The sequence below is a fragment of the Pseudomonas sp. S30 genome, assembly GCF_016518545.1.
Classification (GTDB): Bacteria; Pseudomonadota; Gammaproteobacteria; order Pseudomonadales; family Pseudomonadaceae; genus Aquipseudomonas.
In genome coordinates this window covers 379,049-404,492 of record NZ_JACVTO010000001.1, presented here as the reverse complement: position 1 = coordinate 404,492, position 25,444 = coordinate 379,049, and the positions used below count along the sequence as shown (strand labels likewise).

Annotated in this window: 27 protein-coding genes and 5 pseudogenes; 7 read left to right on the top strand and 25 right to left on the bottom strand. The window is 63.7% G+C overall.

Going from position 1 to position 25,444, the window contains the following annotated elements; genetic code table 11:
* Positions 1-33 precede the first annotated feature (33 nt).
* Together IAE34_RS01835 and IAE34_RS24270 are read left to right on the top strand one after the other, a co-directional pair.
* Positions 34-762 (top strand): transporter substrate-binding domain-containing protein, encoded by a 729-nt coding sequence (locus tag IAE34_RS01835; protein ID WP_200137147.1) that lies wholly within the window; start codon positions 34-36, stop codon positions 760-762.
* A gap of 68 nt (positions 763-830) precedes the next feature.
* Positions 831-920 (top strand): annotated as a pseudogene (locus tag IAE34_RS24270) (hypothetical protein); the annotation flags it as partial.
* A 661-nt stretch (positions 921-1,581) separates the two neighbouring features.
* Here IAE34_RS24270 and IAE34_RS01830 read toward each other — a convergent pair.
* The 3 genes and pseudogenes from IAE34_RS01830 to IAE34_RS24625 all read right to left on the bottom strand — a co-directional run.
* On the bottom strand, positions 1,582-1,884 hold the full coding sequence (locus IAE34_RS01830) for a DUF1330 domain-containing protein (RefSeq protein ID WP_200137146.1): 303 nt from the start codon (positions 1,882-1,884) through the stop codon (positions 1,582-1,584).
* Between the two features lie 626 nt (positions 1,885-2,510).
* Positions 2,511-2,747: a hypothetical protein gene (locus IAE34_RS24265; protein WP_233630868.1), complete on the bottom strand. Its 237-nt coding sequence runs from the start codon at positions 2,745-2,747 to the stop codon at positions 2,511-2,513.
* 53 nt (positions 2,748-2,800) lie between these two features.
* Positions 2,801-4,021 (bottom strand): annotated as a pseudogene (locus tag IAE34_RS24625) (methyl-accepting chemotaxis protein); the annotation flags it as partial.
* A gap of 400 nt (positions 4,022-4,421) precedes the next feature.
* Here IAE34_RS24625 and IAE34_RS01820 point away from each other — a divergent pair.
* A pseudogene (locus IAE34_RS01820) lies at positions 4,422-4,628 on the top strand (chromosome partitioning protein ParB); the annotation flags it as partial.
* A 317-nt stretch (positions 4,629-4,945) separates the two neighbouring features.
* Here IAE34_RS01820 and IAE34_RS01815 read toward each other — a convergent pair.
* The 16 genes and pseudogenes from IAE34_RS01815 to IAE34_RS01745 all read right to left on the bottom strand — a co-directional run bounded on the left by IAE34_RS01815 (position 4,946) and on the right by IAE34_RS01745 (position 15,512).
* Entirely contained in the window at positions 4,946-5,125 is a 180-nt protein-coding gene (locus tag IAE34_RS01815; protein ID WP_200137145.1) for an MBL fold metallo-hydrolase, read from the bottom strand.
* Between the two features lie 528 nt (positions 5,126-5,653).
* Positions 5,654-6,268 carry an SDR family NAD(P)-dependent oxidoreductase gene (locus IAE34_RS01810; RefSeq protein WP_233630866.1) on the bottom strand — a complete coding sequence of 205 codons (615 nt, stop codon included), beginning with the start codon at positions 6,266-6,268 and terminating at the stop codon, positions 5,654-5,656.
* Between the two features lie 78 nt (positions 6,269-6,346).
* Entirely contained in the window at positions 6,347-6,520 is a 174-nt protein-coding gene (locus IAE34_RS01805; RefSeq protein ID WP_200137144.1) for a hypothetical protein, read from the bottom strand.
* A gap of 205 nt (positions 6,521-6,725) precedes the next feature.
* Positions 6,726-7,124: an SMP-30/gluconolactonase/LRE family protein gene (locus IAE34_RS01800; protein WP_442793177.1), complete on the bottom strand. Its 399-nt coding sequence runs from the start codon at positions 7,122-7,124 to the stop codon at positions 6,726-6,728.
* A 50-nt stretch (positions 7,125-7,174) separates the two neighbouring features.
* Positions 7,175-7,402, bottom strand: a complete 228-nt coding sequence (locus IAE34_RS24250) for a hypothetical protein (protein ID WP_233630912.1) — start codon at positions 7,400-7,402, stop codon at positions 7,175-7,177.
* Positions 7,403-7,635: 233 nt separating this feature from the next.
* Positions 7,636-8,187 (bottom strand): annotated as a pseudogene (locus IAE34_RS01795) (SDR family oxidoreductase); the annotation flags it as partial.
* Between the two features lie 15 nt (positions 8,188-8,202).
* The gene (locus tag IAE34_RS01790) at positions 8,203-9,105 is read right to left on the bottom strand and encodes an NAD(P)-dependent alcohol dehydrogenase (RefSeq protein ID WP_200137142.1); all 903 of its coding nucleotides are present in this window, start codon (positions 9,103-9,105) and stop codon (positions 8,203-8,205) included.
* Positions 9,106-9,179: 74 nt separating this feature from the next.
* On the bottom strand, positions 9,180-9,461 hold the full coding sequence (locus tag IAE34_RS01785) for a hypothetical protein (RefSeq protein ID WP_200137141.1): 282 nt from the start codon (positions 9,459-9,461) through the stop codon (positions 9,180-9,182).
* A 42-nt stretch (positions 9,462-9,503) separates the two neighbouring features.
* The gene (locus tag IAE34_RS01780; RefSeq protein ID WP_200137140.1) at positions 9,504-10,292 is read right to left on the bottom strand and encodes a metallophosphoesterase; all 789 of its coding nucleotides are present in this window, start codon (positions 10,290-10,292) and stop codon (positions 9,504-9,506) included.
* Between the two features lie 48 nt (positions 10,293-10,340).
* Positions 10,341-11,075, bottom strand: a pseudogene (locus IAE34_RS01775) (SDR family NAD(P)-dependent oxidoreductase); the annotation flags it as partial.
* 41 nt (positions 11,076-11,116) lie between these two features.
* On the bottom strand, positions 11,117-11,758 hold the full coding sequence (locus IAE34_RS01770; protein WP_200137138.1) for an SDR family oxidoreductase: 642 nt from the start codon (positions 11,756-11,758) through the stop codon (positions 11,117-11,119).
* Positions 11,755-12,048, bottom strand: coding sequence for a dihydrofolate reductase family protein (locus IAE34_RS01765; RefSeq protein ID WP_200137137.1), 294 nt, complete (start codon positions 12,046-12,048; stop codon positions 11,755-11,757). The genes IAE34_RS01770 and IAE34_RS01765 overlap by 4 nt, the downstream gene beginning before the upstream one ends.
* A 21-nt stretch (positions 12,049-12,069) precedes the next feature.
* Entirely contained in the window at positions 12,070-12,492 is a 423-nt protein-coding gene (locus IAE34_RS01760) for a hypothetical protein (protein ID WP_200137136.1), read from the bottom strand.
* 16 nt (positions 12,493-12,508) lie between these two features.
* Positions 12,509-13,735: an MFS transporter gene (locus IAE34_RS01755; protein WP_200137135.1), complete on the bottom strand. Its 1,227-nt coding sequence runs from the start codon at positions 13,733-13,735 to the stop codon at positions 12,509-12,511.
* 111 nt (positions 13,736-13,846) lie between these two features.
* Positions 13,847-14,965, bottom strand: coding sequence for an alpha/beta hydrolase (locus tag IAE34_RS01750; protein ID WP_233630865.1), 1,119 nt, complete (start codon positions 14,963-14,965; stop codon positions 13,847-13,849).
* Positions 14,966-15,008: 43 nt separating this feature from the next.
* The gene (locus tag IAE34_RS01745) at positions 15,009-15,512 is read right to left on the bottom strand and encodes a cyclophilin-like fold protein (protein ID WP_233630864.1); all 504 of its coding nucleotides are present in this window, start codon (positions 15,510-15,512) and stop codon (positions 15,009-15,011) included.
* A 109-nt stretch (positions 15,513-15,621) separates the two neighbouring features.
* On the opposite strand from IAE34_RS01745, the gene IAE34_RS01740 reads away from it, so the two are divergent.
* A complete protein-coding gene (locus IAE34_RS01740; protein ID WP_200137134.1) occupies positions 15,622-16,587 on the top strand; it encodes a LysR family transcriptional regulator in 966 nt (321 codons plus the stop codon).
* A 49-nt stretch (positions 16,588-16,636) separates the two neighbouring features.
* Here IAE34_RS01740 and mobH read toward each other — a convergent pair whose 3' ends face one another.
* On the bottom strand, positions 16,637-18,493 hold the full coding sequence (mobH, locus tag IAE34_RS01735) for a MobH family relaxase (RefSeq protein ID WP_200137133.1): 1,857 nt from the start codon (positions 18,491-18,493) through the stop codon (positions 16,637-16,639).
* A gap of 315 nt (positions 18,494-18,808) precedes the next feature.
* Between mobH and IAE34_RS01730 the strand changes: the two genes are divergently transcribed.
* The 3 genes from IAE34_RS01730 (at position 18,809) to IAE34_RS01720 (ending at position 20,500) form a co-directional block, all read left to right on the top strand.
* Positions 18,809-19,435 carry an integrase gene (locus tag IAE34_RS01730; protein ID WP_200137132.1) on the top strand — a complete coding sequence of 209 codons (627 nt, stop codon included), beginning with the start codon at positions 18,809-18,811 and terminating at the stop codon, positions 19,433-19,435.
* A gap of 12 nt (positions 19,436-19,447) precedes the next feature.
* The gene (locus IAE34_RS01725) at positions 19,448-20,080 is read left to right on the top strand and encodes an RES family NAD+ phosphorylase (RefSeq protein WP_200137131.1); all 633 of its coding nucleotides are present in this window, start codon (positions 19,448-19,450) and stop codon (positions 20,078-20,080) included.
* Between the two features lie 84 nt (positions 20,081-20,164).
* The gene (locus IAE34_RS01720; protein WP_200137130.1) at positions 20,165-20,500 is read left to right on the top strand and encodes a DUF3742 family protein; all 336 of its coding nucleotides are present in this window, start codon (positions 20,165-20,167) and stop codon (positions 20,498-20,500) included.
* 44 nt (positions 20,501-20,544) lie between these two features.
* On the opposite strand, the gene IAE34_RS01715 is transcribed toward IAE34_RS01720, so the two are convergent.
* From IAE34_RS01715 to IAE34_RS01695, 5 genes are read right to left on the bottom strand one after another with little or no spacing between them, the layout of a single operon-like run.
* Entirely contained in the window at positions 20,545-22,092 is a 1,548-nt protein-coding gene (locus IAE34_RS01715; protein ID WP_200137129.1) for a conjugal transfer protein TraG N-terminal domain-containing protein, read from the bottom strand.
* Positions 22,093-22,107: 15 nt separating this feature from the next.
* The gene (locus tag IAE34_RS01710; protein ID WP_200137128.1) at positions 22,108-22,479 is read right to left on the bottom strand and encodes a hypothetical protein; all 372 of its coding nucleotides are present in this window, start codon (positions 22,477-22,479) and stop codon (positions 22,108-22,110) included.
* Positions 22,476-23,873: an integrating conjugative element protein gene (locus IAE34_RS01705; RefSeq protein WP_200137127.1), complete on the bottom strand. Its 1,398-nt coding sequence runs from the start codon at positions 23,871-23,873 to the stop codon at positions 22,476-22,478. The genes IAE34_RS01710 and IAE34_RS01705 overlap by 4 nt, the downstream gene beginning before the upstream one ends.
* A 9-nt stretch (positions 23,874-23,882) precedes the next feature.
* The gene (locus IAE34_RS01700) at positions 23,883-24,830 is read right to left on the bottom strand and encodes a TIGR03756 family integrating conjugative element protein (RefSeq protein ID WP_200137126.1); all 948 of its coding nucleotides are present in this window, start codon (positions 24,828-24,830) and stop codon (positions 23,883-23,885) included.
* Entirely contained in the window at positions 24,827-25,258 is a 432-nt protein-coding gene (locus IAE34_RS01695) for a TIGR03757 family integrating conjugative element protein (RefSeq protein ID WP_200137125.1), read from the bottom strand. The genes IAE34_RS01700 and IAE34_RS01695 overlap by 4 nt, the downstream gene beginning before the upstream one ends.
* Positions 25,259-25,444: the final 186 nt, after the last annotated feature.

Below are 25,444 nucleotides of genomic sequence, written 5' to 3'. Positions count from 1 at the left end.
GCGAAGAGGCCCTCACAGCCCCTGGAGAACTCAATGTCCACCACAATCACCCCAGCCCTCCTGGCCGAACTGGCCCCCAACGGCACCCTCACCGCCGCCATCAACTTCGGCAACCCGGTTCTCGCCCAGCCCGGCCCAGGCGGGGATCCCCAGGGTGTCTCCGTGGCCCTGGCCAAGGCGCTGGCCGAAGAGCTCGGGGTTACCCTGCACATGCGTACCTTCGATGCTGCGGGAAAAGTATTCGCCGCCTTGGAGGAGGGCGCCTGGAACCTGGCGTTTCTGGCGATCGAGCCGGTTCGCGAGGCGCAGATCTTCTTCAGTGAGCCGTATGTGCTGATCGAGGGGACTTACCTCGTCGAGCAGGGTGCACCGTTCGCCAGCGTCGAGCAACTGGACGCGACCGGTCTGCGCCTGGCCGTCGGCAGGGGAGCGGCCTACGACCTTTACCTGAGCCGCACGCTCAAGCAGGCCGAACTGGTGCGCGCCGACACCTCGGCCGGCGCCGTCGACCTGTTCATCGAGCAACATCTGGACGCAGCAGCCGGGGTTCGCCAGCCCCTGCAGAAAATGGCGGACGCTGACCCGCGCTATCGCGTGCTGGATGGCGCTTTCACTGCGATTCGCCAGGCCATGGCGGTACCTAGGGGCAACGATGCAGCCGCAGCGTACGTGCGCGATTTCGTCGAACGTAGCCTGAGCAGTGGCTTTGTCCGCGGTGCGTTGCTGGCCACGGGCCAAACCGATGTCAGCGCGCCCCGCTGACTGACTCGATCGCTTCATGACGAATGATCCGATCCCAATCCGAAGCAGAACCTGAGGTACGAAGAAAAATGGCCAAGGCCGCCGATGTCGTTGTCCAATGCCTAGAAAACGAAGGTGTCGAGTACGTATTCGGTATTCCCGGCTTGGAGAACTTCGATGGTCAACTGCGGGGTGACTTTCGCGACGCCAGCTAGCGACTGCCGGCGAATAGCCAGGGCACGCCGTTATCGTGGGGACGTCACGGGTGACGGCCGGCCCGACATCAGTCGGCAGCCCCCAGTGGTACAAACTGACCTCCGAGCAACTACTCGATTGCCGGGTATGTGCAGGCGGTCGCTTGGAGCCCCAAGGCTTGCGGCACCTGAGCCTTGGAATCGAATCGCTTAATCAGGGCTTCCCCGCCAGGGGGCGTCGGCACTTGGGGGAGTCAAGCATGTGGAAACACGGCGAGCTCGAAGGCATCGTGGTTGCAAACGACTTGCGTATTTCGCCGTTCCACGAGGACGACAAGACCTATGGCTCCCGGGCGTGGATCTAGCGCGTGAAGGTGGATGGGGACCTGTACGTGCGCGTCTACAGCGGTACGGATTCATGCTGCTAGCCGGCGGTGAAGCAGCGCGCCGGCCGCACAGCGGCGGTTGGTTCGACTGTTGAAGTCGGTTTGAGCCGGTAATGGGTGCAATCAACGATGCCATCAATGCGGCCTATAAGGTGTGGTACTCGACCAGCTAGTATCCTTGCCCGCTGATCAAGTGCGAGCACGCGAGGCGACAGTGAAAATTGTCAAACCGTAGAGCCCGCCACGCACCTGACGAAGGCTTAGAGTCCTTCCGCCAAGATCGTCGAGCCCTCCGTTGCATTAATGCGCATTTGCTTGATCGGTGCGTACTCTGGGTCATCGTAAAAAGCACGAGCCTGCTCAATGCTCGGGAACTTCACAATGGCCAAAGACGGAGAGACGGAGCCCTCAAGAACAGTCACGTTTCGTTCGAGAGAAATCATTCTACCGCCGAATTTCTCAAGGAGGGGACGGACCGCTTCTGAGTAGCGCGTCATTCCTGCGGCATCTTTGACGACGCAGTTGGTGATCAGGTATGCGGGCTTTTCGTTATATTCGCTCAATTTTTTGCTCCTTAAGTTACAGTGGTTAGTGATCTTCTAACAGCTGTTCCATGAGTTGCGAGACCTCGCCGACGATGGTGGAGTCTCGAAAGGCATGGTTTGCGGCGGTGATTTGTTGCATTCGATAAGTCATGCCGAAGAGAGCTGTAGACAGCCCCGTCAACAACCACATAGCCGCGGCCGCCCGTCGCCGATGTTGATATCCAAGAATGCCTACACTCAACTCGACTGTCATTCATTTCTGCAGGGTAAGAAGGTACCTTTGCATTCGTCTGGCTAGAATGAGCACGATTAATGCGCCAGAGATTACTGAGGCGGCAAAGCAGGTGAAGGCTCCTGACAGACAAGAAGCGGCAACGGCGGTGCCCCAGCGATAGCGCCGACCGCGACTGCAACCTGGGAACTCTTAGCGAGAAGCGCGTCGGCGCTGTGGGCATGGTTCGCGGCAGCCAGCGGGTTCCATGTCGATATTGCCATAGGAAAAGCACCAAACGCGAGTCCGCTACGCGGCTGGCCCTTAGTCGTCACACCCGGAATAGACCAAATTGCCCGTTGAGCTCTACCGCCAGCGCCGACAGTTGCTGGCTGGCAGACTGGGTCTGATCGGAGCAGGCTGCGGTTTTCACTCACAGGTCATGAATCCGCACGAGGTTACGTTCGACCTTTCGGGCGACTTTGGCCTGCTCCTTAGATACGCTGGCGATCACCAGGTTCCGGTCATCGATGCCTGATACCGATCGGGTAATGGTCTGCAGCACGGCGCTGGCCGACTGGGCTTCCTCACAGGCCAGGGGAGCTTGGTCGGCGCTGGTCAGCAAGGCATCCAGCATCTGGTTAGGACCGTGCTGGCTGCTGCCGATCATCTTCTCGATTCGCGCGTGCTATCCCTAGTACGCTGAGCCAGGGCCAGCACCTAGTCGGTCACAACAGCAGAGCTGCGACCCGCATCACCGACCCGCGCGGCCTCGATCGCCGCGTTCAAGGCCAGAAACTTGAGCTGCTCGGCCACCGAACGGATGCCGTCCAGAACCAGGCTGATATTGCAGGTCTGCTCGGCCAGCTCTTGGGCGCCCTCGCCAGCGTCCATAACGTTCTTGGTTGGGGTCTCGATCGCAACCAGCGTATTGCCCAATTGCTGCTGGCCGTGGCGGGCAGTATCGGCGGCCTGGCACGACTCGTTAGAGGTAAACGTGCGTTGTAGACTACTTCGCCGACCGTCTGGCTCATCTCGGTCACTGCGATGGAGGCCATCTCGATTCCGCTGTTCTGCTGCTGCAGGCCGATGGCACTCTCATGCATAAGCGCGGTCATTTCTTTAGCGACCGAGGCTATCTGCGTGGCCAAATGGCCCAGGTGGCCCAGGGTGTCGCGTAGGTTGGTTTGCATCTATTGCATGGCCTGCAGCCGCTGGGCGGCTTCATCTTGGCCACGGGTGTTCAGGGTCTGGGTTGGATCGCCAGTGGCGATCGTCTTAGCTGCGCCTACGGCGGCGATTGGCGGGGTTGAGCTCACTGTCAGACGCCAAGCATACAGCAGAGTCCGGCCCAGGATGAGGCCGATAGCCAGCCAGGTGATTGCGTGGGATTGCCTATAGGTAGCGCTGACGCTCTCGGCAGAAGTTTTGATTTCATTCAGATTGATCTTGCGCAATGACTCGGAGTTTTCAATCATCCTGGCGCCTACCGCAGCTATATCGGTATTCACAAGCGCGCGTCCTCCAGCTTGACGGCAGCCACTAGGTCAGCTGATTGATAACGCTTAGGCTATCTCTGTAGTCCTAGCGCACCGCCTCGAAGGCGTGCCGCTCACGATCCAAGCCACTAAACTTGCCATAACGGCCAAAGACGACCGCAACATCGCTGCTGATGTCGCCAATCTTCATGCGCGTACTAGCCAACGCAGGCGCGTCTGGAATGGCCAGTATGCCTAATGCCTCGATCCGTGTGCGAGCCAGCCGCAGTGCTATTTTGTCGGCCTCGACTATCCCCGGAATATCGTCAGTTTGGACCACCAATTCTTGGTCGGGAAGCTACGACATCTGAATGATCTCGAAGATGCCTACTCCGACAACCAGCAGGGCAAGAACGCTAAATCGCAGTAGGCTGCGGTTAGCGATGCTTAGAGGGAGTAAGGACATATCCATATGCCTGATGGTGAATTTGATAAGCACAATAGCAATAGGTTTGCTTACTTAAGCGAAAGCCTTAAGAACGGGGTTTTCATGTGACAGGCGGCCGGCGGGAATAGAAACGGAAAAGCTCGCAATCTGATAATGCGCAGGCCTACTAGTTAAGGACGTCATAGTCCGGCCTGTGAAAGATTGGTCTGCCCGAGCACAGAGGTTTGAAATTGCCATTTAGCGTCCCTCCAATCATCACGACCTCAGCGTCTCATCCTCTGCTATGGAGAAATGATCTCATCGATTATCGTCCGGCGCTTATCCGAAAGGTCGTAATGACCAGTCTTGCCTGCCTTAGCTGCTATCATAGAGCCAGCCGAGAAAATACGAATTTTCAGACAAACCCTAAGACGTCTAGGACGAGGACAAGACCGAAGCACTGGAACCGCGCCGCGAACGGGTCGCCGGAGAACCGCAAGCAGTGGAGGAAGTCTCGCAGGGCTGCGCCCAGGACGTGCGCGCTGTGGCCGGCGCTATAGTCACCCTCGACCGCAGCGGAGAAGCCGTGATTCATCGCGGGCTGCTGCGCGAAGCCGAAGCCAAAGTGCTGCGCACCCCGGAAGGCTAGCGGCAGGATTACAGCAGAGTGGAAGGCGGCGCCGGGAACGACGGCGAAGGCGAGGATTAGCCCGTATCGAGTGTCACCTAGTCGAAGGGGCCGACGCGCTGTCCAATCTCGTCGAAGTGCTGGTCCTAGGCTGTGTCGTCGCTGAAGAACAGACGCCGCTCGGGCGCGACCAGGGCGACCCCCCATCCACAGCGACTTGTCATGATTAAAGGTGCGCCTGAGTAGTGCCGTGCCGGTGTGGCGGTGATCTGGAGCGCGGACAACGTGATGCTGTCGTATCAATCGACTGCCTGCAAACGCTTCATGTCGTAGCACTAGCGCTCAAGGTACGCACCGACGCCTAGGGGAGCCACGACCCGCTTGACCTTGGACTGTAAGGCCCGCAAGGTGGGATAGTCCAGAGGGTCGTAGTGGTCGTGGGATATCACCAGCGCGTTGATCTCCGGCACGTCGTCGGCAGTATAGATGCTGGTGCCGGCGAAGGCGATGTTCATCCTAGGTACCGGGACGTATTGACGCTGAACACCGGGTCGATCAGCAGGCGTTGCTCGCCCAGTTGCACGTAGTAGGACGAGTGGCCCAATCCAGACCATCACGTCGTCGTAGGCTTCCAGCGCCTTCTGGTCGGTCTTGGTCGCTGGCAGTTACACGGGTGGGCGTGTGGTGCCCTTGTTGCGCAGGTAGTCCAGCATAATCGAAACCTGCGTCTCGTCGGTCGTCAGCAGCGGCGTCTCGGTCTAGTTGTGGAACGCACCATCGGCATAGTGGGGAGCACTCGATGCGCACTTGCCACTCACGGCTGGGCAACTGGCCGAACAGGGTGTACTGCAGATAGGCGGCCACGCCGACGCCGCCCAGCACGGCGAGGCCGACACCCATCTTGATGCCGCGAGTCCCGGGTTCGTTCATGCAGGGCATTCCTTGATTGCTCTGAAGCTAGTCAGGTGCCCCAAGCGCAGCTCGTCCCGTGTCCCGGCATCGCCCATCTTGGTCGGCATCCAGCCGGAATTAACCGCGTTGCTTTACACCTCGGCCCACAGCCGAGCGACGGCGGCGGACAGCGCGGTGACGAACAGCTTGCTGTCCGGGGAGTTGCCGGTGGCCGTGCGGCCCGTCCAGTCCATGCCCGATAGGCTGGCGCGTCCGCCCTTGTGCACGCTGCAGCTCGAGTAGATCAGGCGCTGCGAGTGCTGGATCAGGGCCTCGAGCAGATAGGGAGCGACGACATTGGCGACCAGCACCTGGTTGCCGGGGAAGATGCCGGCGTTGTGGATCACTGCATCCATGCGGCTGAATTCGCTGATCCGGCGCGCAAGGTCCGACAGGTCGCCGACCGTTGCGGGCGCGCCTTGGTCCACGAGGTCCTTCACGGCGGACATACGCGCCTGGGAGCGGACATGCGTCACGACCTCATGGCCCTGCGACAGCAGCGTTTCCGCTGCGGCATGGCCCAGCCCGTCTGTCAAGCCGGTGATGTATACGCGGGCCTTGCGGCCCGCGCCAGATTGCGCGTTGAGCATGGAGGCCTCCTCTCGAGCGGCCGTCTGCGCCCAGGACGGCGTGGCGGCCAGCAGCGATCCGGTGATCAGGGCTGATCCCAGCTCTGCGCCGGTGGCGAGGAATCCTCGGCGGTCCATGGGCATCTTCGCCGGTCAGGCTGCCGGGCCTCGCGCGGCCTGCCGAGGCCTCCAACGGCGTACTGCGGTGGCATAGAATCATTGGAATCGAAGGGGCGTCAAGCCCTTGCTGGATACCTTAACTTGGAACACCGTCGCGCCTTGGCCGCCATCACCGTCGTTGGCGACCACATAAGTGTCATTACGGTTCAGGTCGATCGCCAGGCTGGTCGAGGCCAGGTTGTGGCCGCCGTTGCGTCCAGGCAGCAGCACCTGGCCGATCGTGATGCCGTTGCGGTTGAATGCCTACACGCGGCCTTGCCCGTGAGCGCCACGTACACGTTGCCGTCGGCGTCCACCCGTATGGAATCCGGCGCCGGGCCGACGAAGCGGTAGGCGATGCTGAGCCGATCGGCGCGATGGTGCTCACGTCGGACAGTTAGATGCGGTGCAGCAGGTTGCGGCCGAACTCCGTGGCCTACAACGACTTGCCGCCGGGGCTCAGCCCAATGCCGTTGGTTTGTGCCAAGTTAGGCACCACCGGCTTAATCGTCTGGAAGTCCGGCGAGGCGTAGCACACGCCGCCCTTGGGCTCGGTGGACGTGCCTTTGAAGTCGGTGAAATAGAAGCCGCCCGCGGCGTCGAACACCAGGTCGTTGTGCGCGTACCTGGCCACGACAGGGATGATCGTCTGCATGCCCGAGCTGTCGAGGTTCACGGCCAGGACAGCGCCGCTGTCGAAGGTGCCGGTCAACGCCGCGATGAACAGGCGTCCGTCCTTGTGGATGGCCAGCCCGCCCGGAAACAGCCCGTCAAGGCGAACTACGGTGAACAATTGCTTGTCCGGAGTCAGCCGCAGCGCACGGCCGCCGCTCACGTCGCAGAACAGCAGGTTGCCGCTGCGATCGAAGATCGCGCCTTCGAGGATTATGCGCTGAACCAGGGGTCGGCCACGATGGACTGCAAGGCGCGCTCGGAAGGCGGAATCGGCACCACGCTTTGCGTCTGCGCGTCGTAGGCCAGGCCTGCGGCGACGGGCTGGTGGGCTGCGGCGCCGAGGGCGAAGCTCGCGCCGACCACGAGGCATGTGGCGCTGGCGAAGGCGTGGGTCTTGACGGCGAGCAGGCAGTCGATGGTCTGATTCTGCGGCTGCATGGAAAGGCTCCTTCGGGTCCGCGTTCGCGGCTCAGTGGCATTCGATCACCATTGCTGGTTCGCCGGGCCGACCGTGAACTCGTTGACCGTCGTGTCCTCGGGCTGGTCGATCGCGAAGGCGACGATGCTGGCGGGTCGGGCGAGATGCCGTACTTGTCGTAGGTGCTCTCCATCTGCTCGCGCGAAGCCTTGTCGCTGATGGTGGTCAGCAGCTCGGTGTTGATGGCGGCCGGGTAGATCGTCGCGGTGCGGATGTTGATGCCTTCCATCGCCGATTCCATGCGCAGCACTTCCATGAGGTCGCGCACGAGCCATTTGGTGCCGCCATAGACGGCGGCGCCCGGATACGCCTTCAGGCCGGCCACCGAGGAGGAGGTGATGACGTGGCCCGACTTCTTCGCGGTAAAGGCCGGCAGCACGGCGCCGACGCCGTTGAGCACGCCCTTGAAGTTGACATCGACCATCTGGTGCCATTCGTCGGTTTTGAGCGCCGACAGCGGCGAGTTGGGCATCAGGCCGGCGTCGAGGAAGATGACATCCACACGGCCGAAGGTGTCCTGTGCCAGCTTGACGATGCTGTCGTTGTCTTCCTGCTTTGTGACGTCCAGCTCCTGGTAGGCGGCCTGGCCGCCGTGCTACCGGATGTCATCGGCAATCAGTTTGAGCTTGTCGGCGGGGCGCGCGCCGAGCACAACCTTGGCGCCTTTGCTGGCGAGCAGCTCGGCCGTGGTCTCGCCGATGCCCGACGATGCGCCGGTGATGATGACGACTTTGTCTTTGATCATGGTGGTTCTCCTGTTTTAGGCTGCGAGCGAAGCGTTGTCGATCACGAAGCGGTACTTCACATCGCCCCTGAGCATGCGCTCATAGGCGTCGTTGATTCCCGCGGCGCGGATCAGCTCGATATCCGCGACGATGTTGTGCTCGGCGCAGAAGTCCAGCATCTCCTGGGTCTCGGGGATGCCGCCGATTGCTGAGCCGGCCAGGCTGCGGCGTTTGAGGATGAAGTTGAAGACTTCCGGCGAGGGGTGAGGCGACGCCGGGGCGCCGACCAGCGCCATGGTGCCGTCGCGCTTGGATTCCGAGGTGGTGAACGCGACCACGTGCGCGCCCATGGCGTGCGCCAGTTTGACGCCCATGTGGCCCAGGCCGCCGATGCCGACCACGCCGACTTTCTTGCCCGGCCCGGCGTTCCAGTGGCGCAGCGGCGAATAGGTGGTGATGCCTGCGCACAGCAGCGGCGCGACAGCGGCCAGTTGCGATTCGTCGTGGCGGATGCGCAGCACGTAGCACTCATGCGCCACGATCTGCTGGGAGTAGCCGCCCAGCGTGTGGCCGGACGCGTCCGGCGTCGGGCCGTTGTAGGTGCCGACCATCTCGTCGCAATAGTTCTCCAACCCTTCGGCGCAGTCGTCGCAGTGCTTGCAGCTATCGACGATGCAGCCGATGCCGACCAGATCACCGGGCTTGAAGCCCGAGACGTGCGCACCCACGGCCGAGACGCGGCCGACGATCTCGTGGCCCGGCACGCAGGGGAATTGAGTGCCCGCCCATTCGGCGCGCACCTGGTGCAGGTCAGAGTGGCACACGCCGCAGTAGGCGATATCGATCTGCACGTCGTGCGCGCCCGGCGCGCGGCGGGTGATGTCGATGGGCTCCAGGGGCTTGTCGCCAGCGTAGGCACCGTAGGCTTTGACGGTCATGTGCTTTCTCTCCTAGGGTTAATTCGGGTTGGTCTTGAAGACATTGGTCATCTGGTTGACGGGATCGGTTTTCATCATGAGCCTCCCTGGTCAGTTCGAGGCTTCGGCACCAGGTTGACGATCTGGACTTCGTTGCGCGAACCCAGCCGCATCCACGGGCCGAAGGTGCCCGCGCCTTGCGAAACCAACAGGGTCAGCCCGTCGATCTGGTGGCGGCCGCTGTACATCGGGAACCGGTACTTCACCAGCAAGGTACCCGGGAAGACCTGTCCGGCATGGGTGTACCAGGCGAGCCTCAGACCGATGCCGCCGTCGGCGGCATAGCGCATACCCACCGGGCTGTGATGCACCAGCACCGTCGGCTTGCTGGCGGCGCGGGGAATGCGGGGGAGTTCTTCCTAGAGCGTCAGCGGGTTCACCACATGGGCATCCCAGGTCTCGCGGTCGGCGTTCATGTACTCCATGCCGATCAGCTGGATGCCGTGGGTCTCGACCATCTCGCTGCGCACGATGTGGATACCGGCATCCGCGATGAGGTGCAGCGCATTGTCGGTGTCCATGTAGTACTCATGGTTGTCCGTGGTGAAGTACTGCTCGGCATCGACAGTCTTGAAGAGCGCGAACAGATCAGGGTCCAAGGCAATGTTGCTGTCCACGAGGTCACCGTTGTAAAGCACCAGGTCGGGCTTTTCTGCCTGAACCGCGGCCAGCACCTTGCCGAGCCAAGCCTTGCCGCGCTGGGCGCCAAGATGGATGTCGGGCACATGGGCAATCTTCACCGGCTGGGTCAGACCAGCCACGGCCACGTCTTGGCGCGTCACCGTGAACGACTGGGCGTTGATGAAGCCCCATGCGATGAAGAACGCCGACACCGCCAGGCTGCCAATCCCGACTAGCTGGGCGGGACTGCGCCGGGTCAGCGCGGTCAGCGGGAGGGTGAGCACCAGGAGGAACAGCAGGTAGAAGACGAACATGAACAACAGGCCCAGCACGTTGTAGATCCACGCGATGGTAATGTTGTCGAGTACATAGATGCCGCTGTAGAGCAGCGCCATGTAGCCGAGCACGACGGCTGTGAGCAGTGCGTACAGCCAGGCGCGTCGCAGGTCCAGCAGGTGCTTGAGCCTTGCTGGGATGTACCAGATCGAGAAGGCCATCGCGGCCCATGCCATAAGGGTCAGTGTCATGGTCGTGTCAGTCCTGCATTGCCGAAGGGTGTTCTCTGCCGTGTGCCGTCAGGTGGTCTGCGCACCGTCGACGATGATGTTGGCGCCGGTGGTGAAGGCACCGAGGTCGGAGCACAGCCACAGCGCCATGCCAGCGATATCTTCGGGGCGGCCCATGCGCCCGACCGGCTCCTGTGCGATGACCGAGGCGATGCCTTCATCGGTGCCGCCGTAGAATCGGTCCATCATCGGTGTGGCGATGATGCCGGGCGGGACCACGTTCACGCGGATGTTCTTGTCCGCATAGTCGAGCGCCACGCCCTTGCTCAGGCCAACCACGCCGAACTTCGACGCGCAGTAGGCGGCTTGCTTGCGGAAGCCCTTCGCAGCAGCGCCCCATCCAATGTTGACGATGGCACCACTACCCTGCTTGAGCATGGCCGGAATCAGGTGTTTCATCGAGAAGAACACGCCACCGAGGTTGATGCCGATCAGGCGCTGCCACTCCTGGGTGCTGATCTCGTCGAACAGGATCTGCGGCTGCTCGATGCCTGCGTTGTTGACGGCGAAGTCGATCCTGCCGAAAGCTTGGATCGCCCTGCCGACGGCAGCCTCGACGGCCGCCTCGCTGGCGACGTCGGCCTGGATTGCGACGGCGCGGCCACCGGCTTGCTCAATCAGACGCGCAGTTTCCTGCATTGTGTCTGCCTCCAGCCCGACAACCGCCACGCTCGCGCCGGCCTGGGCGAATGCCAGCGCTGTTGCGCGACCGATGCCGGAGCCGGCCCCGGTCACGAAGGCGACTTTTTCGGTGAAATCGAACTAGACGTTCATGGCGAGGCTCCCTAGCGGTAGGCGGCGGGTCGGTTGCCGTCGGTGTGCGGCTGACTAATGCCCAGGTCCTCGTTGAGGTGTCGCTCGGGGTGCTTGACCAGATCGGCGATGAAGCGCCCGAGGCTGGCGCGCGAGGTCTCCGTGCCCTTGAAGGTCTCGCCCTTACGGGTCAACTCGACCGCTTCGGTGAGCTTGTTGGTCAGCCAGACGGGGCGTAACAGGGTGTAGCCCAGCGAGGGCTTCTCGATCACCTCGGCGGTCTTGCGGTTGGTCGGCCGGGTATGGCCCACCATGTCCTTGTCCCAGGCGTTGAACGGCTCGGGCAGCTCGTCGTAGATGCCGCCCGCGCTGATGGCGATGATGCGGCGCACGCCCAGTTCTTCCATCACCTGGACGACGCCACCGGTGAGGTTGCCCAGGTCCATGCCGCCCATGGCGCTGATCACCGCGTTCTGGCCGCGGATGACGGCCTTGAGGTCATCGAGGTTGCGGGCATCGCCCTCGACCAAATGGACGCGCTCGCCATGGAAGTCGCTCAGGCGCTTGGCGTTGTGCGCGAACAGGGTCAGTTCCACATCGTCCTGCTCCAGCATGCGGGTAATGATTTCACGGGCGGTGTGGCCGGTGGCGCCCAGCACAATGACTTTCTTCATGAGTTCTGTCCTCCGTTGATCTTGTAGCGCGCCCAGATCGTGCCGCCCTCCAGGGGTTTGGCCTCGATCAGGGTGAAGGCGCGCGGCTGCACTTGGGTGAGCGGCGCCTTGGCCGTGAACATGCTGGGGGCGCCCGGCGACCCATCCGCGACAGGCGCCATGAGCAGGCTCAACTCGTCCACCAGGCCGTCCTGCAGGTACGACCAGTTCAGTACGCCGCCGCCACCGATCATCAGGCGCTCCATGCCGAACAGCGTGGCGAGCTTGTGCAGGACCAGGGCGTTGTCCAACCGATCCTTGCCGGCCACGATTTAGGAGATGCCCAGGCGCAGCAGATCCATGTAGGCGTTGATCGCCTGCTCGGTGAGCACCGAGATCACGTGCGACTGGCGGCTGCCGTAATCGACCACATTCTCCTGCCAGCCCAGGCGGCCGCTGGCGTCGATCGCCACGTAGTACATCGACGCATGGGCGTCGGCTACGAAATCGCCCTCGGGCACCGGAGCCGCTGCCTCGTTCACCTGCGGGGTGCGGTAGTGCGTGGTGTTTTCGTCGGTGGTGACGCGGCCATTGATGTAGCCCTGAATTTCGAACACCTGCTGGTCGGCATGCAGCACCAACTGCTCGTACTGGAGCGCCGCGAGATCGAATGCGGGAAGGTCGATCGCGTGGATCTTGCCGTCGAACGAGGTCAGCGTGTGGATGATGACATAAGGCTTCTTCATCTTGTTCATGGCACTCTCGGATCGGTCAGCCGTGCGCCGCGGACTTGCGCGCGGTCACAACCGTCAGCCCGGCACTGATCACCAGCAGCACGGCGCTCGCCACGAAGGTGGTGCGGTAGCCGCCGTGGTCGAACAGCATGCCGCCCACAGTGGAGCCCAGCGCGATGGACAGCTGGACCACGGCGACGAAAAGGCCGCCGCCGGCTTCGGCATCCTTGGGGAACACCTTGGCGATCCAGGCCCACCAGCCCACCGGCGCCGAGGTGCCGGTCAGGCCCCACAGCGCGAGCAGTGCGACGACGATGGCAACCGAGCCGCCGAAGGCGATCAGGGCCAGGGCCGTTGCCGCCATAAGCACCGGGATGACGATCAGCGTCTGGTAGAAGCTGCGTTGCAGCACGCGGCCGATGAGCACCGTGCCGATGAAGCCGGCCGTGCCCAGCACGAGCAGGAACAGCGAGATCGTCGCGCCATGCACGTTCGTGACGGTTTCGAGGAACGGCCGCACATAGGTGAACAGGCCGAACTGCCCCATGAACAGCAGGCTGCTGGCGAGCATGCCGACGACCACGCCCGGGTGCTTGAACAGGGTGAACACCTTGAACACGTTGCCGATGCCTGCCGCGCGGGCGGCAGCGGGCATGGACGGCAGCGTCTTCCACTGCCAGGCCAGCGCGATCAGCGACACCGGCACCAGGCACAGGAAGGCACCGCGCCAGCCGATGACGGTACCTAGGTAGGCCCCCAACGGCGCGGCCACTACGGTGGCGAGTGCATTGCCGCCGTTGACGATGGCCAGCGCACGGGGTACGTCGCGCTTGGGCACCATGCGGATCGCCGTGGCGGCCGACATGGACCAGAAGCCGCCGACGACCACGCCGATCAGGGCTCGGCCCAGCATGTATATTGGGTAGTTCGGTGCCAGCGCGACGATGGCGCCGGAGACACCCATCGCCAGCGTCAGGCCCAGCAGCAGCGTCTTGCGGTTGAGGCTGCCTGCCAGGGAAGAAATGAACAGGCTGGTGAGCACGGCGAACGCGCCGGAGATGGCGATGCCCTGGCCGGTCATGCCCTCGGTGACGTGCAGGTCACGGGCCATGGGCGTCAACAGGCTGACGGGCAGGAATTCGGAGGCGATCAGCGCGAACGCGCAGACGGCCAAGGCGAACACGCCGCTCCACGAGGTCGGCCGCTCGTGGGAATCGTTGAGGGTATTGGTGCCGTGAGGGGCGTCGATGGCGGTGCTAGTCATGGGAGTCTTTTCTTCTGGCTCAATAGGTAACGCCACGCGGTCCGCAGGGACATGCGCGGTCAGAAATGCAAAACAAGGGGCGGGCCGCGCACGCCCCGGGGGCCGGCGGCTTTACGCCGACGCGGCCAGGTGCTGCTGGAAGAACGCCGTCAGCTTGTCGAACGGGATCTTGTCCATCTGGTCGTAAAAGTCCACGTGCACGGCGCCCGGAACGATCACCAGTTCCTTCGGCTCGGCCGCCGCCGCATAAGCGGTTTCGCTGAAGTAGCGCGAATGCGCCTTCTCGCCATGGACCAGGAGCATCGGCCGCGGCGAAATCTCCTTGATGTTGCTGAGGATCGGCATGTTCATGAACGGCAGCGGCGTGGTGATGGTCCAGGCGTTGCCGGAGTTCACCGCGCGCGGGTGGTAGCCGCGTGGCGTTTGGTAGTAGTCGTGGTACTCGACCAGGAACGGCGCCTCGCCACCCTTCAGTTCGTTGTAGGGCGGTTGGTAGGCGGGCTTGCCGGCCTCGGCATCCTTCCAGCGCTGCTGGCTCAGTTGCTCCAGCGTCTGCGTGCGCTGCGCCAGGGTCACGCTGTCGTTGTAGCCCTTGGACATGACGCGGGTCATGTCGTACATGGTGCTGGCGACGACGGCCTTGATGCGCTTGTCCACGGCGGCGGCGCTGAGCGCGATGCCACCCCAGCCGCAGATCCCGATGATGCCGATGCGCTCGCGGTCCACGTTCGGCAGCAGGCCCAGGCAGTCCACCGCCGCGCTGAAGTCCTCGACGTTGATGTCGGGCGAGGCGACGTTGCGCGGCTCGCCGCTGCTCTCGCCGGTGTAGGAGGGATCGAAAGCCAGTGTGATGAAACCATGCTCGGCCATGGTCTGCGCGTACAGGCCGGAGGACTGTTCCTTCACCGCACCGAACGGGCCGCTGACGGCCAGCGCCGCGAGCTTGCCGCTGGCATTCTTGGGCTGGTACAGGTCGCCGGCCAGGGTGATGCCGTAGCGGTTCTTGAAGGTGATCTTCCGATGGTCCACCTTGTTGCTCTTGGGAAACACCTTGTCCCACTTGTCGGTGAGCGTCACGGTTGGCTGGGCTTGCGCCTGTGCCGGATTGGCGGCGATGGCGCCGACGCCCGCGGCGGCGAGGCCGGTGGCGGTCATTTTGAGCAAGGAGCGGCGGCCCACGTCCAGGCTACCCGGCGCGGCGATGTCGCTCGTCTCAATGGTCTTGGTCATGATGGGTATTCCTTTCATGCGGGCCGCTGTCGCGGGCGAAGATTCAGGGCTCGACGCGCTCGATGCGCATCTTGTAGGGGCCGGGCTGGGACACGATGGCTAGGCCGTCATCGATCTTGCCCAGCGGCAGCAGGCTGCGCGAATAGGAGCGCGGCTTGACAAAGATCGCTAGGTTGCCCCAGGGGGCGTAGTGGGTCAGCTCGCCGGCCACGGGAGCCACGCCTTCGGGCGCGCCCTGCGTGGACAGCTTGCGCGGCAGGTCGGACACGCGCTCGATGGTGTCGTAGTCGGTCATCGTCAGGGACAGCGGCAGCAGCGACGCGAAGTCCTTGGCGGTGGCGTTGTCGTACAGGGTGGCGGTGGCAACCTGCCCACCGACGATCAGGCGAATCTTCATGCTGGGATCCTTCGAGGCCGAACGGGAGGCACCAGCCGGCGTCTGGGCGACCGAACTGCCGGGGGCGCAGGCTGCCAACCCGACGAACGAGCCGACCAGCAGCGCGAGCGCGCCGCGTCGCCAAGGGGAAGTTGGGGTTGACTTTTTCATGCCTCGTATCTTCCCCGTTGCGAAGCGCTTTGACTAGCTAATTAATACTTAAAGCCCCTATAAGTTATGCTAATCAGTAAATCTTCAAATACGTGGGAGACTGAGCGCCATGGCCAGACGCAACCTCAACGACCTTCTGTACTTCGTGACCATCGCGCGCGAAGGCAGCTTCACGCGCGCAGCAGCGCACCTGGGCGTCACGCAATCGGCATTGAGTCAGGCGATCAACGGGCTGGAGGCCAGGCTGCAGATCCGGCTGTTGACGCGCACCACGCGCAGCGTCTCGGCGACGGCAGCGGGCGAACGCCTGCTGAATGCCATCGGGCATCGCTTCGATGAGATCGAGTCCGAACTGGAAGAACTGACCGAGCTGCGGGACAAGCCCGCGGGGACGGTGCGCATCACCTGCGGCGACCACATCCTGCGGACCACGATCCTGCCCAAGCTCACCCCACTGCTGCGTGAGTATCCCGACATCAACATCGAGTTCGACGTGAACTACGGCTTCCGGGACATCGTGGCCGACCGCTACGACGCCGGTGTGCGGATGGGCGACACGATCGACAAGGACATGATCGCAGTGCCCATCGGGCCGCCACTGCGCATGGCGATTGCCGCCTCCCCCGAGTACTTCGCGTCGCACCCCATCCCCAAGAAGCCGCACGACCTGTTGAATCACAACTGCATCAACATGCGCTTGCAGACCAGCCGCGGCATCTATGTCTGGGACTTCATGCGGCGAGGCAAGCAGTTAAATGTGCGGGTTGATGGGCAACTGATCTTCAACACGACGCCCAACATGGTGGACGCCGCACTTGTAGGGCTGGGCGTTGCCGCGCTGCCCGAAGAGGAATTCGCGCCGCACATCGAGGAAGGCCGTCTGGTACGTGTGCTGGAGGATTGGTGCGAGCCGTTCTCCGGGTACTTCCTGTACTACCCCAGCCGGCGGCAACCGTCGCCCGCATTCTCGCTGGTGGTCGATGCGCTGCGCTACAGCGAGGGTCGCCCCACCAAGGAGACGATCGGCACCCCCAAGAAGACGGCCGGGTCGCGGAAGAAAGCTTCCGCAAAATAAGCCGGTAGCGGTTGCCGGGCGCACTAGGAAAGTGGCGCTGCAGTTTTCGTCACTTATCTTGCACCAGTGCCAGATAGGGGTTGTTTGGCGGCGTCTCGGTGAACAGCAGGCGGGCATCGTCCAGCAGGTAACCATGGAGGCGACGGGATTTGCGAGGCCCTGTCACCTCGCAGGTCCAGATGTTCAAGCCGTTGGGATGCTTACGATGGTGTTGCAGCCGCTCGAAACGCTTTTGCACCCATTGCCAGTCCTGCTGGCTTTCCTGCTTCGCCAGCGTGCCCACTTGCGGGTGCTCCTGTGCATATCGCTGGAAGACGCCGGGGCTGACCAGGTAGGCGGTGTCGCTCACGGTATGCACGAGCGCCTTGGCGTCGTTGATGATGAGCCGCCGCGAGGCGACTCCCTGTTGCAGCCATGCCATGAAGTGCTCGCCCGATGGCTGTGCGGCCGTGGGCGTGGGCGCTGGTGACGGAGGCAGAGGCTTCGCCAAAGGCTGTGCTGGCGTTTCGGGGACTGCGGCAGGCGCTTCGATCGAGACGGTTTCTGCGTCCTGCCGGGCGGCAGGCAGATCACCCATTCCCACCATCGCCAGCATGTCTTCCATGACATCGGGCACGGCCTGGGCAGCGAACGGGTGAACCGGGGCAGCGGCGCCGCCAGCGTCCGTCCATGGAGCGGACTGCTGCTCTTCAACAGGAGGCGTTGCCGCGATTGCCGCCGATTGCACCGAAGCATCGGCATCTTTGTCGGCGGGTGTCGTGTCGATCGCCACCGTCCCGGCGAACGGCGCCGGCCGCTCGCCGGGCTCCCAAATCAGCGCAGGTGCCAACCGCAACAGGGTGAACGAGTGGGACCAGCCGGTCGAACTGGTCACGGTCGCGCGCCAGATCGCCTTGCCGTCGGGCGTCGGCTGCAGCATGCCGTGGTCCTGGAGCACATTGAACACGGCGGTGTTGTTCGCAGGGATGCCATCGACGCCCTGGGACAGCAGGTGCGCGCGAAGCTTGTCCGAAACGGTCTTGCTCACCAGCCATAGCGCATCGTCTGTGAGCCAGCCATCGGAGGCTTCGGGCTGGTTCAGTTTCAGCTCTTCCTTGAGCAGGTAGCGCAGCCCGTTGACCAGCTTGCGTTGGAGCGAGTGCTTGGGTGCGGCCATCGCGCGCGCGGGATCGCCGCCCAGCTCCTGGGCGACGGAGGCGCGGTCGGCCTGCACGACCAGCTCGCCCAGCACCCCGGCGTGCTCGTACTGCCCGGCCAGGACGTAGAGCAGCGGCGCCCACAGGGACGGATAGCCGCTGAGCCAGTCCAGCAGATCGCGGTCGAGCAGTTGCCGGTAGAGCAAGCCTGTCGCGGCGCTGTGGAGCCGGTACTCGCGGTCGGGGTTGTAGCGGAAGCGGTAAGGCTGGCGCAGTGGGCCGTGCCACGGGTGCCAGGTGCTCCCGTCGGCCAGCTCGACATGCAGATCGACCGCCACCTTGCCGATGTCATGGAGCAGCGCGGCATAGGCGACGGCCGCAGTCCAGGCTTCGGCCTGCGCCGCCTGGTCCTCGGGGGTGGCGCCGATGGGCAGCAGATGGGACTGCCGCAGCTTCAGGCTGTAGGCGACGATTTCGAGGCCATGGTCGAGCATGCCGCCCGGGTATGCGTGGTGGTGCGCTTCGGAGGCCGGGAAGACCTGGACCAGCTCGGCGTATCGCTCCAGTGGCGCGCGGTACAGGGTGGCGAACTGCCTGCGCGAGAGTGAGGTGCGCTGCCAGATGTGTTCCATCAGCTTCTGCCGGCGCGGCGTCGCCAGCAGCGATGTGGCCGACTCCGGCCGCATCAATCCTTTCGGAAGGTCGATGGCGGGCGGCGGCGGTGGAGCGGCAGCGACCGGGGGTCGTTTTCGCTGGAACAGGGAGAGCATGTCGGTGTCCTCACGGCGGGCCGGGCGGGAGGCCTTTTCGCCTTTTCGGGGTAGGGCCTTTCCCCTTGCACCCCATTCCCTTCCCGTTTCGACCCTTTGGCCTTTAACCGTTTCGGTATAGCGGGGTCTGGGTTGCGGCTCCAGCGTCAATGGGGAACCCGCATGAATGGATTGGGCGGCGACCAGGCGCTGGCCCCGGCCTATGCTCCCAAGACGCTACCCCGGCAAGTAGGCATTCACGCAGGCGACAAAGTTGACAAGAGCGACAAGGGCGACTAGAGTGAATCCTGTCTCAAACCTACTTGGGAGATGACCATGCCCACTGCCATCGAATTCATTGCCGAGCGTTTGCCGCGCGTCACGGTGGAGGATGTGCGCCGATTCGCGGATACCGTCGAAATCCGGGATGCCCCGGCGTTCGCGGCCGAGTTGCAGGCGTTCATCCACGAGCGCGTGGAGGCGGTGAAGCTGCCCGCCAACCTGGAAGGTGACACGGTGGCGCAGGCCTTGCAGCGCAAGGCGGCCGCGCTGCGCGCCGACACGCGCTGGGCACCGGCTGAAACCGACGTCCAGCGAGGTCGCGCCGTGCTGCTGGAAGCCTTCAACCAGCCGGACAACCTGCCGCCTGCCGAGTTCGCCAAGCTGGCGGACAAGTCGCGTCAGCAAATCTACAAGGACATCCTTGCCCGTCGGCTGCTGGCGCTGAACGTGGGGCCGCGCGGCCAGAAGCTGCCCGACTGGCAGCTCGACCCGGTGAAGCAGCAGTTGACCCAAACCGTGCTCCAGGAGGTCGAGGGCATCGACCACTGGACGATCTACCGCGCGCTGTCCGAACCGCTCGAAGGCTTGGGCGGTCGCTCGCCGGTGGATGCGGTGACGCATGGCACGATCGACGACGTGGCCGAGGCCGTGTTCAACGTGCTGGGCGTCCAGGTGCATTGAAGCGAGATCGCCATGAGCCACGAGCTGCCTTCGTTCCTGATCGATGCCGGTGAACTGCTCCAGCATGTGAGCCGCGTCATCTATCGGGGCAGCCCGCTGTTCTATGGCCGCAGCGGCACGAATCGCTACGATGATCCGGCGCGGGACTATGGGGTGCTCTACTTGGGGCGTGACCTGCCCACGGCGCTGATGGAGTCGGTGTTTCACAAGCACCAGTGGCTTGAAGACACGCAACGCTCGATCGCGCTGAAAGAAGTCCAAGCCCGGATGGTGCGCGCAGTAGGCGTGCTGGACGACGTGCTCCTGGCCGATCTCACGGCGCCGGGCGTCATGGCGGGATACTTCGGCCTGAATCTGGAGCAGTTGGCCAGCCGCGCCTACACGCACACGCAGCAGGTGTCCGCCCAGGTGCATGCGATGCGCGGAAACGAGGGCCAGCCGCTGTTCGACGGGGTGCTCTACCCGTCGCGCAACAACTATCCCGCCAAGAGCATCGCCCTGTTCGAGCGTGCGGGAGCCAAGATCAGCGTTGTGGAGGACATCGACCTGGTTGACCATGTGGACTGGCCGCAGTTCGTTGCCACCTACCGCATCGGCGTGGAACCCGATCCTGGCCCGGTGGAGCCGGAGGACGAAGCGTTCTGAAGCAGCAAGAAAGCGCATTGAAGCCGCAAACCGAATGAAACGGAGCAAACTGGAATAGGCATCCCTCAGCAGCAGGAGACGACCATGAACACCGCAACCCGCACCAGCACCGCTCAACGTCTCGGCCGCGCCCTTGGCCGCGGATGGCGCGCCTATGCGCGTGGCGAACGGCGGGCGTCGAACTGGTTGATCTCCAAGGGAGTGCCGCTGGCTGGTGCCACCGCGCTGCTGTGGGGCGGCAAGCTGGCTGTCCTGGGGCTGCTGCTGTACGTTACGTTCTGGCTTGCCTTGCTGTTGGTCTTCCTGGTTCTGGTGGCCCGAGGGTACGACACCGTTGACTGGAAGACGCCCGAGCCAGAATGGCGCGATGGACACTCCGGTTATGGGCTATATACCGATGACGACTATCGAATCGACTAGCAAGATCCGCCCGTTATGATGAAGTAGCGCATCACTAACATGCGCTACTTCTTCTTGCTGGGTGTCGATGCCCACTTCATTGCGCTACCGAACGCCATGTTGCTCGCCTTGCCTCCAGCATCTTTGGCGCCCGCTGTACCGGCGGTGAGTCCTTGAAGCACGGCCCCGACTGAATAGCCGGCCCAACCCAGGGCTGTAATCCAGAACAAGGGCAGTACGATGAACATCGTCGCCATGACGAAGTTCAATAGCATGTCCCCGAATGCATTGTTGAGGCCCATAACCGGATCGAAATTCGTATGCGGCCGGTTCCATCCCCAGCCCCATCCGTATAGCGCATCGAGAATGGTGCTGTCAATCCAGCGCGCGAGCTGGAACCAGAAATCCACGAAAAACAGCGCAAACTGCACTACGCTGACCGTCACGAGTGTTTTCAAGCCGTAGGTGCTGATCATGAGCACTAGCGGGATGCAAATGACCAGTGCCATCTTCAAGAGCGACAGCACCATTGGAAGAGCCTGGCGCACTGCATCCATGGCGGGGAAGTAGCCCAGCGATCCCACTGCCAGCCCCACGTCGGCTGCCGCACGGGTGATGATGTTCGGGTCAGTCTTTTCGATCTGGCCGCCGTAGTCCGTATAGACACTGCCTTGGTTCAATTTCTGCTGCCGCGGCGACGCGATGGCGCGGATCACCGAGTCGTCCACCTCGGTACGGCTCAGGAATCCAGCCCAGCCCGCCAAGCGATTCAGCAGGCTCGGGTCCACTTGCCCCAACAGTTGCGCGCGCAATCCGTTACTGCCGTCGGACCACCACTGCCTGCAGGTCGGGTAGCCGCCTCCATTGGCAACCTGCGCGAGCCCTGCGTCGCGGGTATCGTCATAGGGCCATGCTTCGCGCGCCGTGCTGGAGCGGTAGCTGTCGTAGTAGCCATCCGTGTCCGTGAAAAAGCGCGAGCCGATCCAGGTCACGTCGTGCATCTGCTGCTCATCGAGATCCGGGCGCTGCATGAACAGTTTGGCCCGCGCAGGCCCATAGCAATCCCGCGAGAAGTCCGCGACCTCCTGAGCCAGTACCGGGTCGTCAATGCGGGTCGCGTCGATCTCCATCCTCATTTGCCGCAGGTCCGTACCGCACGGGATCGCTGCCACCGAGGCGCTCGTGACGGCGCGCGAGAGTGCGTGCATGAAGGCCCACCAGACAGGCACCTTCGCCGACTGATTGTTGATGGTGCTGAAGGACTGCGACCAGCCGGTTTCCGTGGGCTGGGGCACGCTGACCTGGCACTGCGCCGAGCGCGAGCTGTCGTACTGGATGGTGTTGAGGTCCACGTCGATGAACGGAATGCCCGCGAACATCACCAACACGATCGCGACGAACACCCGGTTCTCGATACGGGCGGCACTCAGAGCGCCTTTGTTGCCCTCGTCAGCGCCTTCCGCACGGGCCTTCAGCCACTCCTGCACGACGATGGCGACGAAAGGCAGCGCGAACACCCCGCTGGACACCAGCACGGCCCAGATACCGTTGTTGACGATCCAGGACACGAGGGTGAGGTAGTACTCCAGGTAGTCGGTCGTGAAAAGCGTCATGGCCTCGGTCTCCCCTCAAGCGGCCTGCATCAACAGGCTGGCTTCCAGCGCGACGATGACCACGACGCCGGAGACCTCGGTGCGAATCAGCCGGCGCCGCGCCTGCCCATCTGTCCGGCTTTGGTCCTCGCGAGCCAGCAGCCGGCGGCGCATCCAGAGCCATCCATAGACCGTTGCTGCGTACACGCACAGCCGCCAGATAAAGAAGTACCCTGCCGAGGCCGCCAGCCACCGTTCCCAGCTGGCAACGCTGCCGACCAAGTAGATGCCCGCGACGTTCGCCCCCACGGCGGCGCCAACGATCAGCACCAGCCACAGCAGCGTCTTCGCCGCACGCCGGCTGAACAACCAGCGCAGCGGCCGCCAGGCCATGCGCGACGGGCTCATGGCCGACTCCCCGGATTGCCCTTCTGGAGCTGGTCGAGACGGTCCGGCACAGAATCGCCCTCGTAGATGCCGCGCGAACCCGTCGCGCGCGTACCGTGGCGCTGGATGATCGCCATGGGCGAGTTGTTCGCCAGTTCACGCCGCAGCTCCAGTTCGGTCTTGAGGTTGCGAATCTCGCGGTCGAGCGTGTCGCTCTCGTGGTTCACGGCCTCCACCGCAAGCTCGTTGGCCGCGACGTTGGGCTCCTTCTTCCCCGTGAGCAGCGTGCGCTGCAGCAGCAGCGCCTTCTCCAGCACGGACGCCAGCGCGACCTCGGACGCCAGGCGCTGCGATAGCAGGTGCTGGTCAGGCTCGTCGCGCAGCGCCTCGATCACGCCGCGCGTGATGGGCAGCGACGCGCTGCCGGCCTCGCGCAGGTTCTCCGGCGTCGTGTTCTTCGCCTTGGAGACGAGATCCTGGAGCGCTTGCAGCTTGGTGTCGTACTCTTCCTGAATCAGCGGCGTGAGCCCGACGCCGGGCGTCGTCTCGGTTTTGGTGCAGGCATCGCACGTGCGCTGCTCCTTCTCGCCGAGCACGCGCGTGGCCCATTCGACGGCGGCCTGCGGTGAGGTCCAGGTCTGGCATGAGAGGCTGCTGCAATGGGACGGTGCGATGGACGATGTGTCGGTCACGCCACGGCCGTTGACCAGGTTGTAGCCGGCGCGGGCGACATCCCCGACCACCTTGATCGCGGGCTGGCCGGAGCCACCCGCATTGCTGCCGCCAACCCACGGCACGCCGTCATTGCCACGGCGCGTCTCGGCCTGCTCGATGGCCGATACTGCATCAGTGCTCGACACGGCATCGCGCAAGGCCAGGCCTTCGGCCATCTGGCTCCAGCCGAGCTGTCCGCCCGCCGTGTCGGCCATCTTCTCGGCCATGGCACGGCACGTCAGCTTGCTGCGGTCGAAATCGAGCCGCGCCTGCAATACGCCATTGGTGAGCAGGTTGTAGAGGCCAGGGTCGGCCCGCTGGATGATCAGCGCCGGCAGCGAGGCCACCGCGCTGGTGGCGCTCTGGATGACGTTGCTCATGATCTGCTGAAAACCGTTCGTAACGCCGTTGAGTTGATTGCGTAGCGTGGTCTGAATGCTCATGTCACCGCAGATCAAGTTGCTGTTCCAGCCCACGCCGACACCGAGGGAGCGCATGCCGGCCGCACGTCCCATCGACACGGCGTTGCCGCCGCCGATCGAGTACATGACGTCATCGCCGATGACGCTGCCGCTGGTCTGGTATCCCAGTTGCCCCCAGGCCACGCCGCTGCCCAGCGCGAGCGCGCCGGCCAGCGCCAGGACGTTCTCCGTGCGACGTGCCCGGCGGGAGAACGGATCGAATGCAGGACGGAACTTCATGGCACCACCTCAGAGGAAATCGACGCTGCCCAGGAACACCTGGCCCCGGCGCTCGCAGCAGGCATACGGCCGCCACAGCGCCCATGCGTAGTCGCTTTGCTGTGCCTGGGTAAGGAAGCCGCTGCGCGGAAAGACCGTGCAGGACGACGACAGGACTGGCGTGAGTTCTTGCCACTTGCCGGTGGAGGCATCGCCCTCCATCAGCGCACCGGCGGGCCAGTAGCCGTCGCGGGAGTTGGCGAGCAGTGGCTGATAGACGTGGATCTGCCCGCGGCGCGTGACGACATCGCCCGCACGCTGGGCGACGACTGCGCCGGCCTTGTGGTCGTCGGTCTGGTGCAGAAATCCGCCACGGGGATATACGTTGCCCCACAGGTTCATCGTGGTGCGTGCGCCGACCTCGCGCCGGCCCGGAATCAGCGCTTCCGGGTAGGCCATCTCGGGCACGTTGTAGCGCCAGGCCAGCGTGTCCAAGGTGCTGAGCAAGTACGGCATGAATGCCGTGCCCGCACCCTCGCAGAAGTAGCCCGACGACGAGACGAACTGGTTGAACACCTCGGCGCCGGGGTGGCCGACGACGTCCGCGTTCTTGAATTTTGCGAGATTGTTTTCGTGATCCTCGTTCGTGGTTCCGTCGCCGGCCGCTTGAGCGGACGGGTTGGGTGTGCTCATCGCCCGGATTTCCACCCATGGGTTCTCGCCCGTGTTGCTGTAGCTGGAGACGACCGCATCGGGGATGTAGTGGCGCACTTTGATGGACGTGCGCACGGTGCAGCCCGTCCAGGTGCAGTAGAGCCAGTAGCAGATGCCAACGACTCGGTATTCGAGGCAGTCTGGCGATGCCGCCGAGCCGACAATGGTTGCCGTGTTGAGGGCATAGCTGCCCGAGGCGCTGAGCAGCAGCACGGAGGCGACGCCAGCACGCAGGCGGCGCAGCAGGTTGGATGGGCGGGTCACGGGCGGGGCCTCCGGTGCCGCTCAACGCGGTCGAGGGCGCGGGCCACGTCCGTCTCTCCATAGACGACGTAGCGCTGGTCTACCACGACGGCCGGGAGGCTGGTGATGCCCAGACTCCATGCGTCTGTGACGCCTTGGTATGCAGAGGCAATGCGGCGTTGGAGGTCGGCACCGCCCTGGCTCAGGCGATCGCGAGCGATGCGTTCTGCGCGCCTCGGGTCGGCCGGCAGGCCGGATGCCAGTTCGGCCTCGATGCGGGAGGGAGCATCCAGCAGGATCAGCCGATCCGCCTTGCCGGAGACTGGATGTGCCTGGTCCGTGATGACCCAGGTTTCAGCGTGAAGCGCGCTGGTCGCAAGGAGCGCGGCAAGGCCGGCAGATGTCAGCCAAGGCCGCCTGGCGCGAACGATCGAAGGAGAACGGTGCATGGCATGCCACCCCGGGATTCAAGATTCCGGTAGTGCAGCGCAATGCCAGTGCCGAGGCGACAGGAAATAGGAACTGAGCCTTACCCGGTTTTCCAGATCGACTCAATGATTTCGCTCGGCGAATCGAGTCACGCCTACGCGATGCTCCCAGGCCGTCAAAAAATCTACAGAGCACGGATTTTGGCT

What these genes read in the sequence shown, in the direction of transcription:
- IAE34_RS01835 (WP_200137147.1), top strand. Translation starts at nt 34, where the DNA reads ATGTCCACCACAATCACCCCAGCCCTCCTGGCCGAACTGGCCCCCAAC.
- IAE34_RS24265 (WP_233630868.1), bottom strand. Translation starts at nt 2,747, where the DNA reads ATGATCGGCAGCAGCCAGCACGGTCCTAACCAGATGCTGGATGCCTTG.
- IAE34_RS01815 (WP_200137145.1), bottom strand. Translation starts at nt 5,125, where the DNA reads ATGAACATCGCCTTCGCCGGCACCAGCATCTATACTGCCGACGACGTG.
- IAE34_RS01810 (WP_233630866.1), bottom strand. Translation starts at nt 6,268, where the DNA reads ATGGACCGCCGAGGATTCCTCGCCACCGGCGCAGAGCTGGGATCAGCC.
- IAE34_RS24250 (WP_233630912.1), bottom strand. Translation starts at nt 7,402, where the DNA reads ATGCAGCCGCAGAATCAGACCATCGACTGCCTGCTCGCCGTCAAGACC.
- IAE34_RS01790 (WP_200137142.1), bottom strand. Translation starts at nt 9,105, where the DNA reads ATGACCGTCAAAGCCTACGGTGCCTACGCTGGCGACAAGCCCCTGGAG.
- IAE34_RS01780 (WP_200137140.1), bottom strand. Translation starts at nt 10,292, where the DNA reads ATGACACTGACCCTTATGGCATGGGCCGCGATGGCCTTCTCGATCTGG.
- IAE34_RS01770 (WP_200137138.1), bottom strand. Translation starts at nt 11,758, where the DNA reads ATGAAGAAAGTCATTGTGCTGGGCGCCACCGGCCACACCGCCCGTGAA.
- IAE34_RS01760 (WP_200137136.1), bottom strand. Translation starts at nt 12,492, where the DNA reads ATGAACAAGATGAAGAAGCCTTATGTCATCATCCACACGCTGACCTCG.
- IAE34_RS01755 (WP_200137135.1), bottom strand. Translation starts at nt 13,735, where the DNA reads ATGACTAGCACCGCCATCGACGCCCCTCACGGCACCAATACCCTCAAC.
- IAE34_RS01750 (WP_233630865.1), bottom strand. Translation starts at nt 14,965, where the DNA reads ATGACCAAGACCATTGAGACGAGCGACATCGCCGCGCCGGGTAGCCTG.
- IAE34_RS01745 (WP_233630864.1), bottom strand. Translation starts at nt 15,512, where the DNA reads ATGAAAAAGTCAACCCCAACTTCCCCTTGGCGACGCGGCGCGCTCGCG.
- IAE34_RS01740 (WP_200137134.1), top strand. Translation starts at nt 15,622, where the DNA reads ATGGCCAGACGCAACCTCAACGACCTTCTGTACTTCGTGACCATCGCG.
- mobH (WP_200137133.1), bottom strand. Translation starts at nt 18,493, where the DNA reads ATGCTCTCCCTGTTCCAGCGAAAACGACCCCCGGTCGCTGCCGCTCCA.
- IAE34_RS01730 (WP_200137132.1), top strand. Translation starts at nt 18,809, where the DNA reads ATGCCCACTGCCATCGAATTCATTGCCGAGCGTTTGCCGCGCGTCACG.
- IAE34_RS01725 (WP_200137131.1), top strand. Translation starts at nt 19,448, where the DNA reads ATGAGCCACGAGCTGCCTTCGTTCCTGATCGATGCCGGTGAACTGCTC.
- IAE34_RS01720 (WP_200137130.1), top strand. Translation starts at nt 20,165, where the DNA reads ATGAACACCGCAACCCGCACCAGCACCGCTCAACGTCTCGGCCGCGCC.
- IAE34_RS01715 (WP_200137129.1), bottom strand. Translation starts at nt 22,092, where the DNA reads ATGACGCTTTTCACGACCGACTACCTGGAGTACTACCTCACCCTCGTG.
- IAE34_RS01710 (WP_200137128.1), bottom strand. Translation starts at nt 22,479, where the DNA reads ATGAGCCCGTCGCGCATGGCCTGGCGGCCGCTGCGCTGGTTGTTCAGC.
- IAE34_RS01705 (WP_200137127.1), bottom strand. Translation starts at nt 23,873, where the DNA reads ATGAAGTTCCGTCCTGCATTCGATCCGTTCTCCCGCCGGGCACGTCGC.
- IAE34_RS01695 (WP_200137125.1), bottom strand. Translation starts at nt 25,258, where the DNA reads ATGCACCGTTCTCCTTCGATCGTTCGCGCCAGGCGGCCTTGGCTGACA.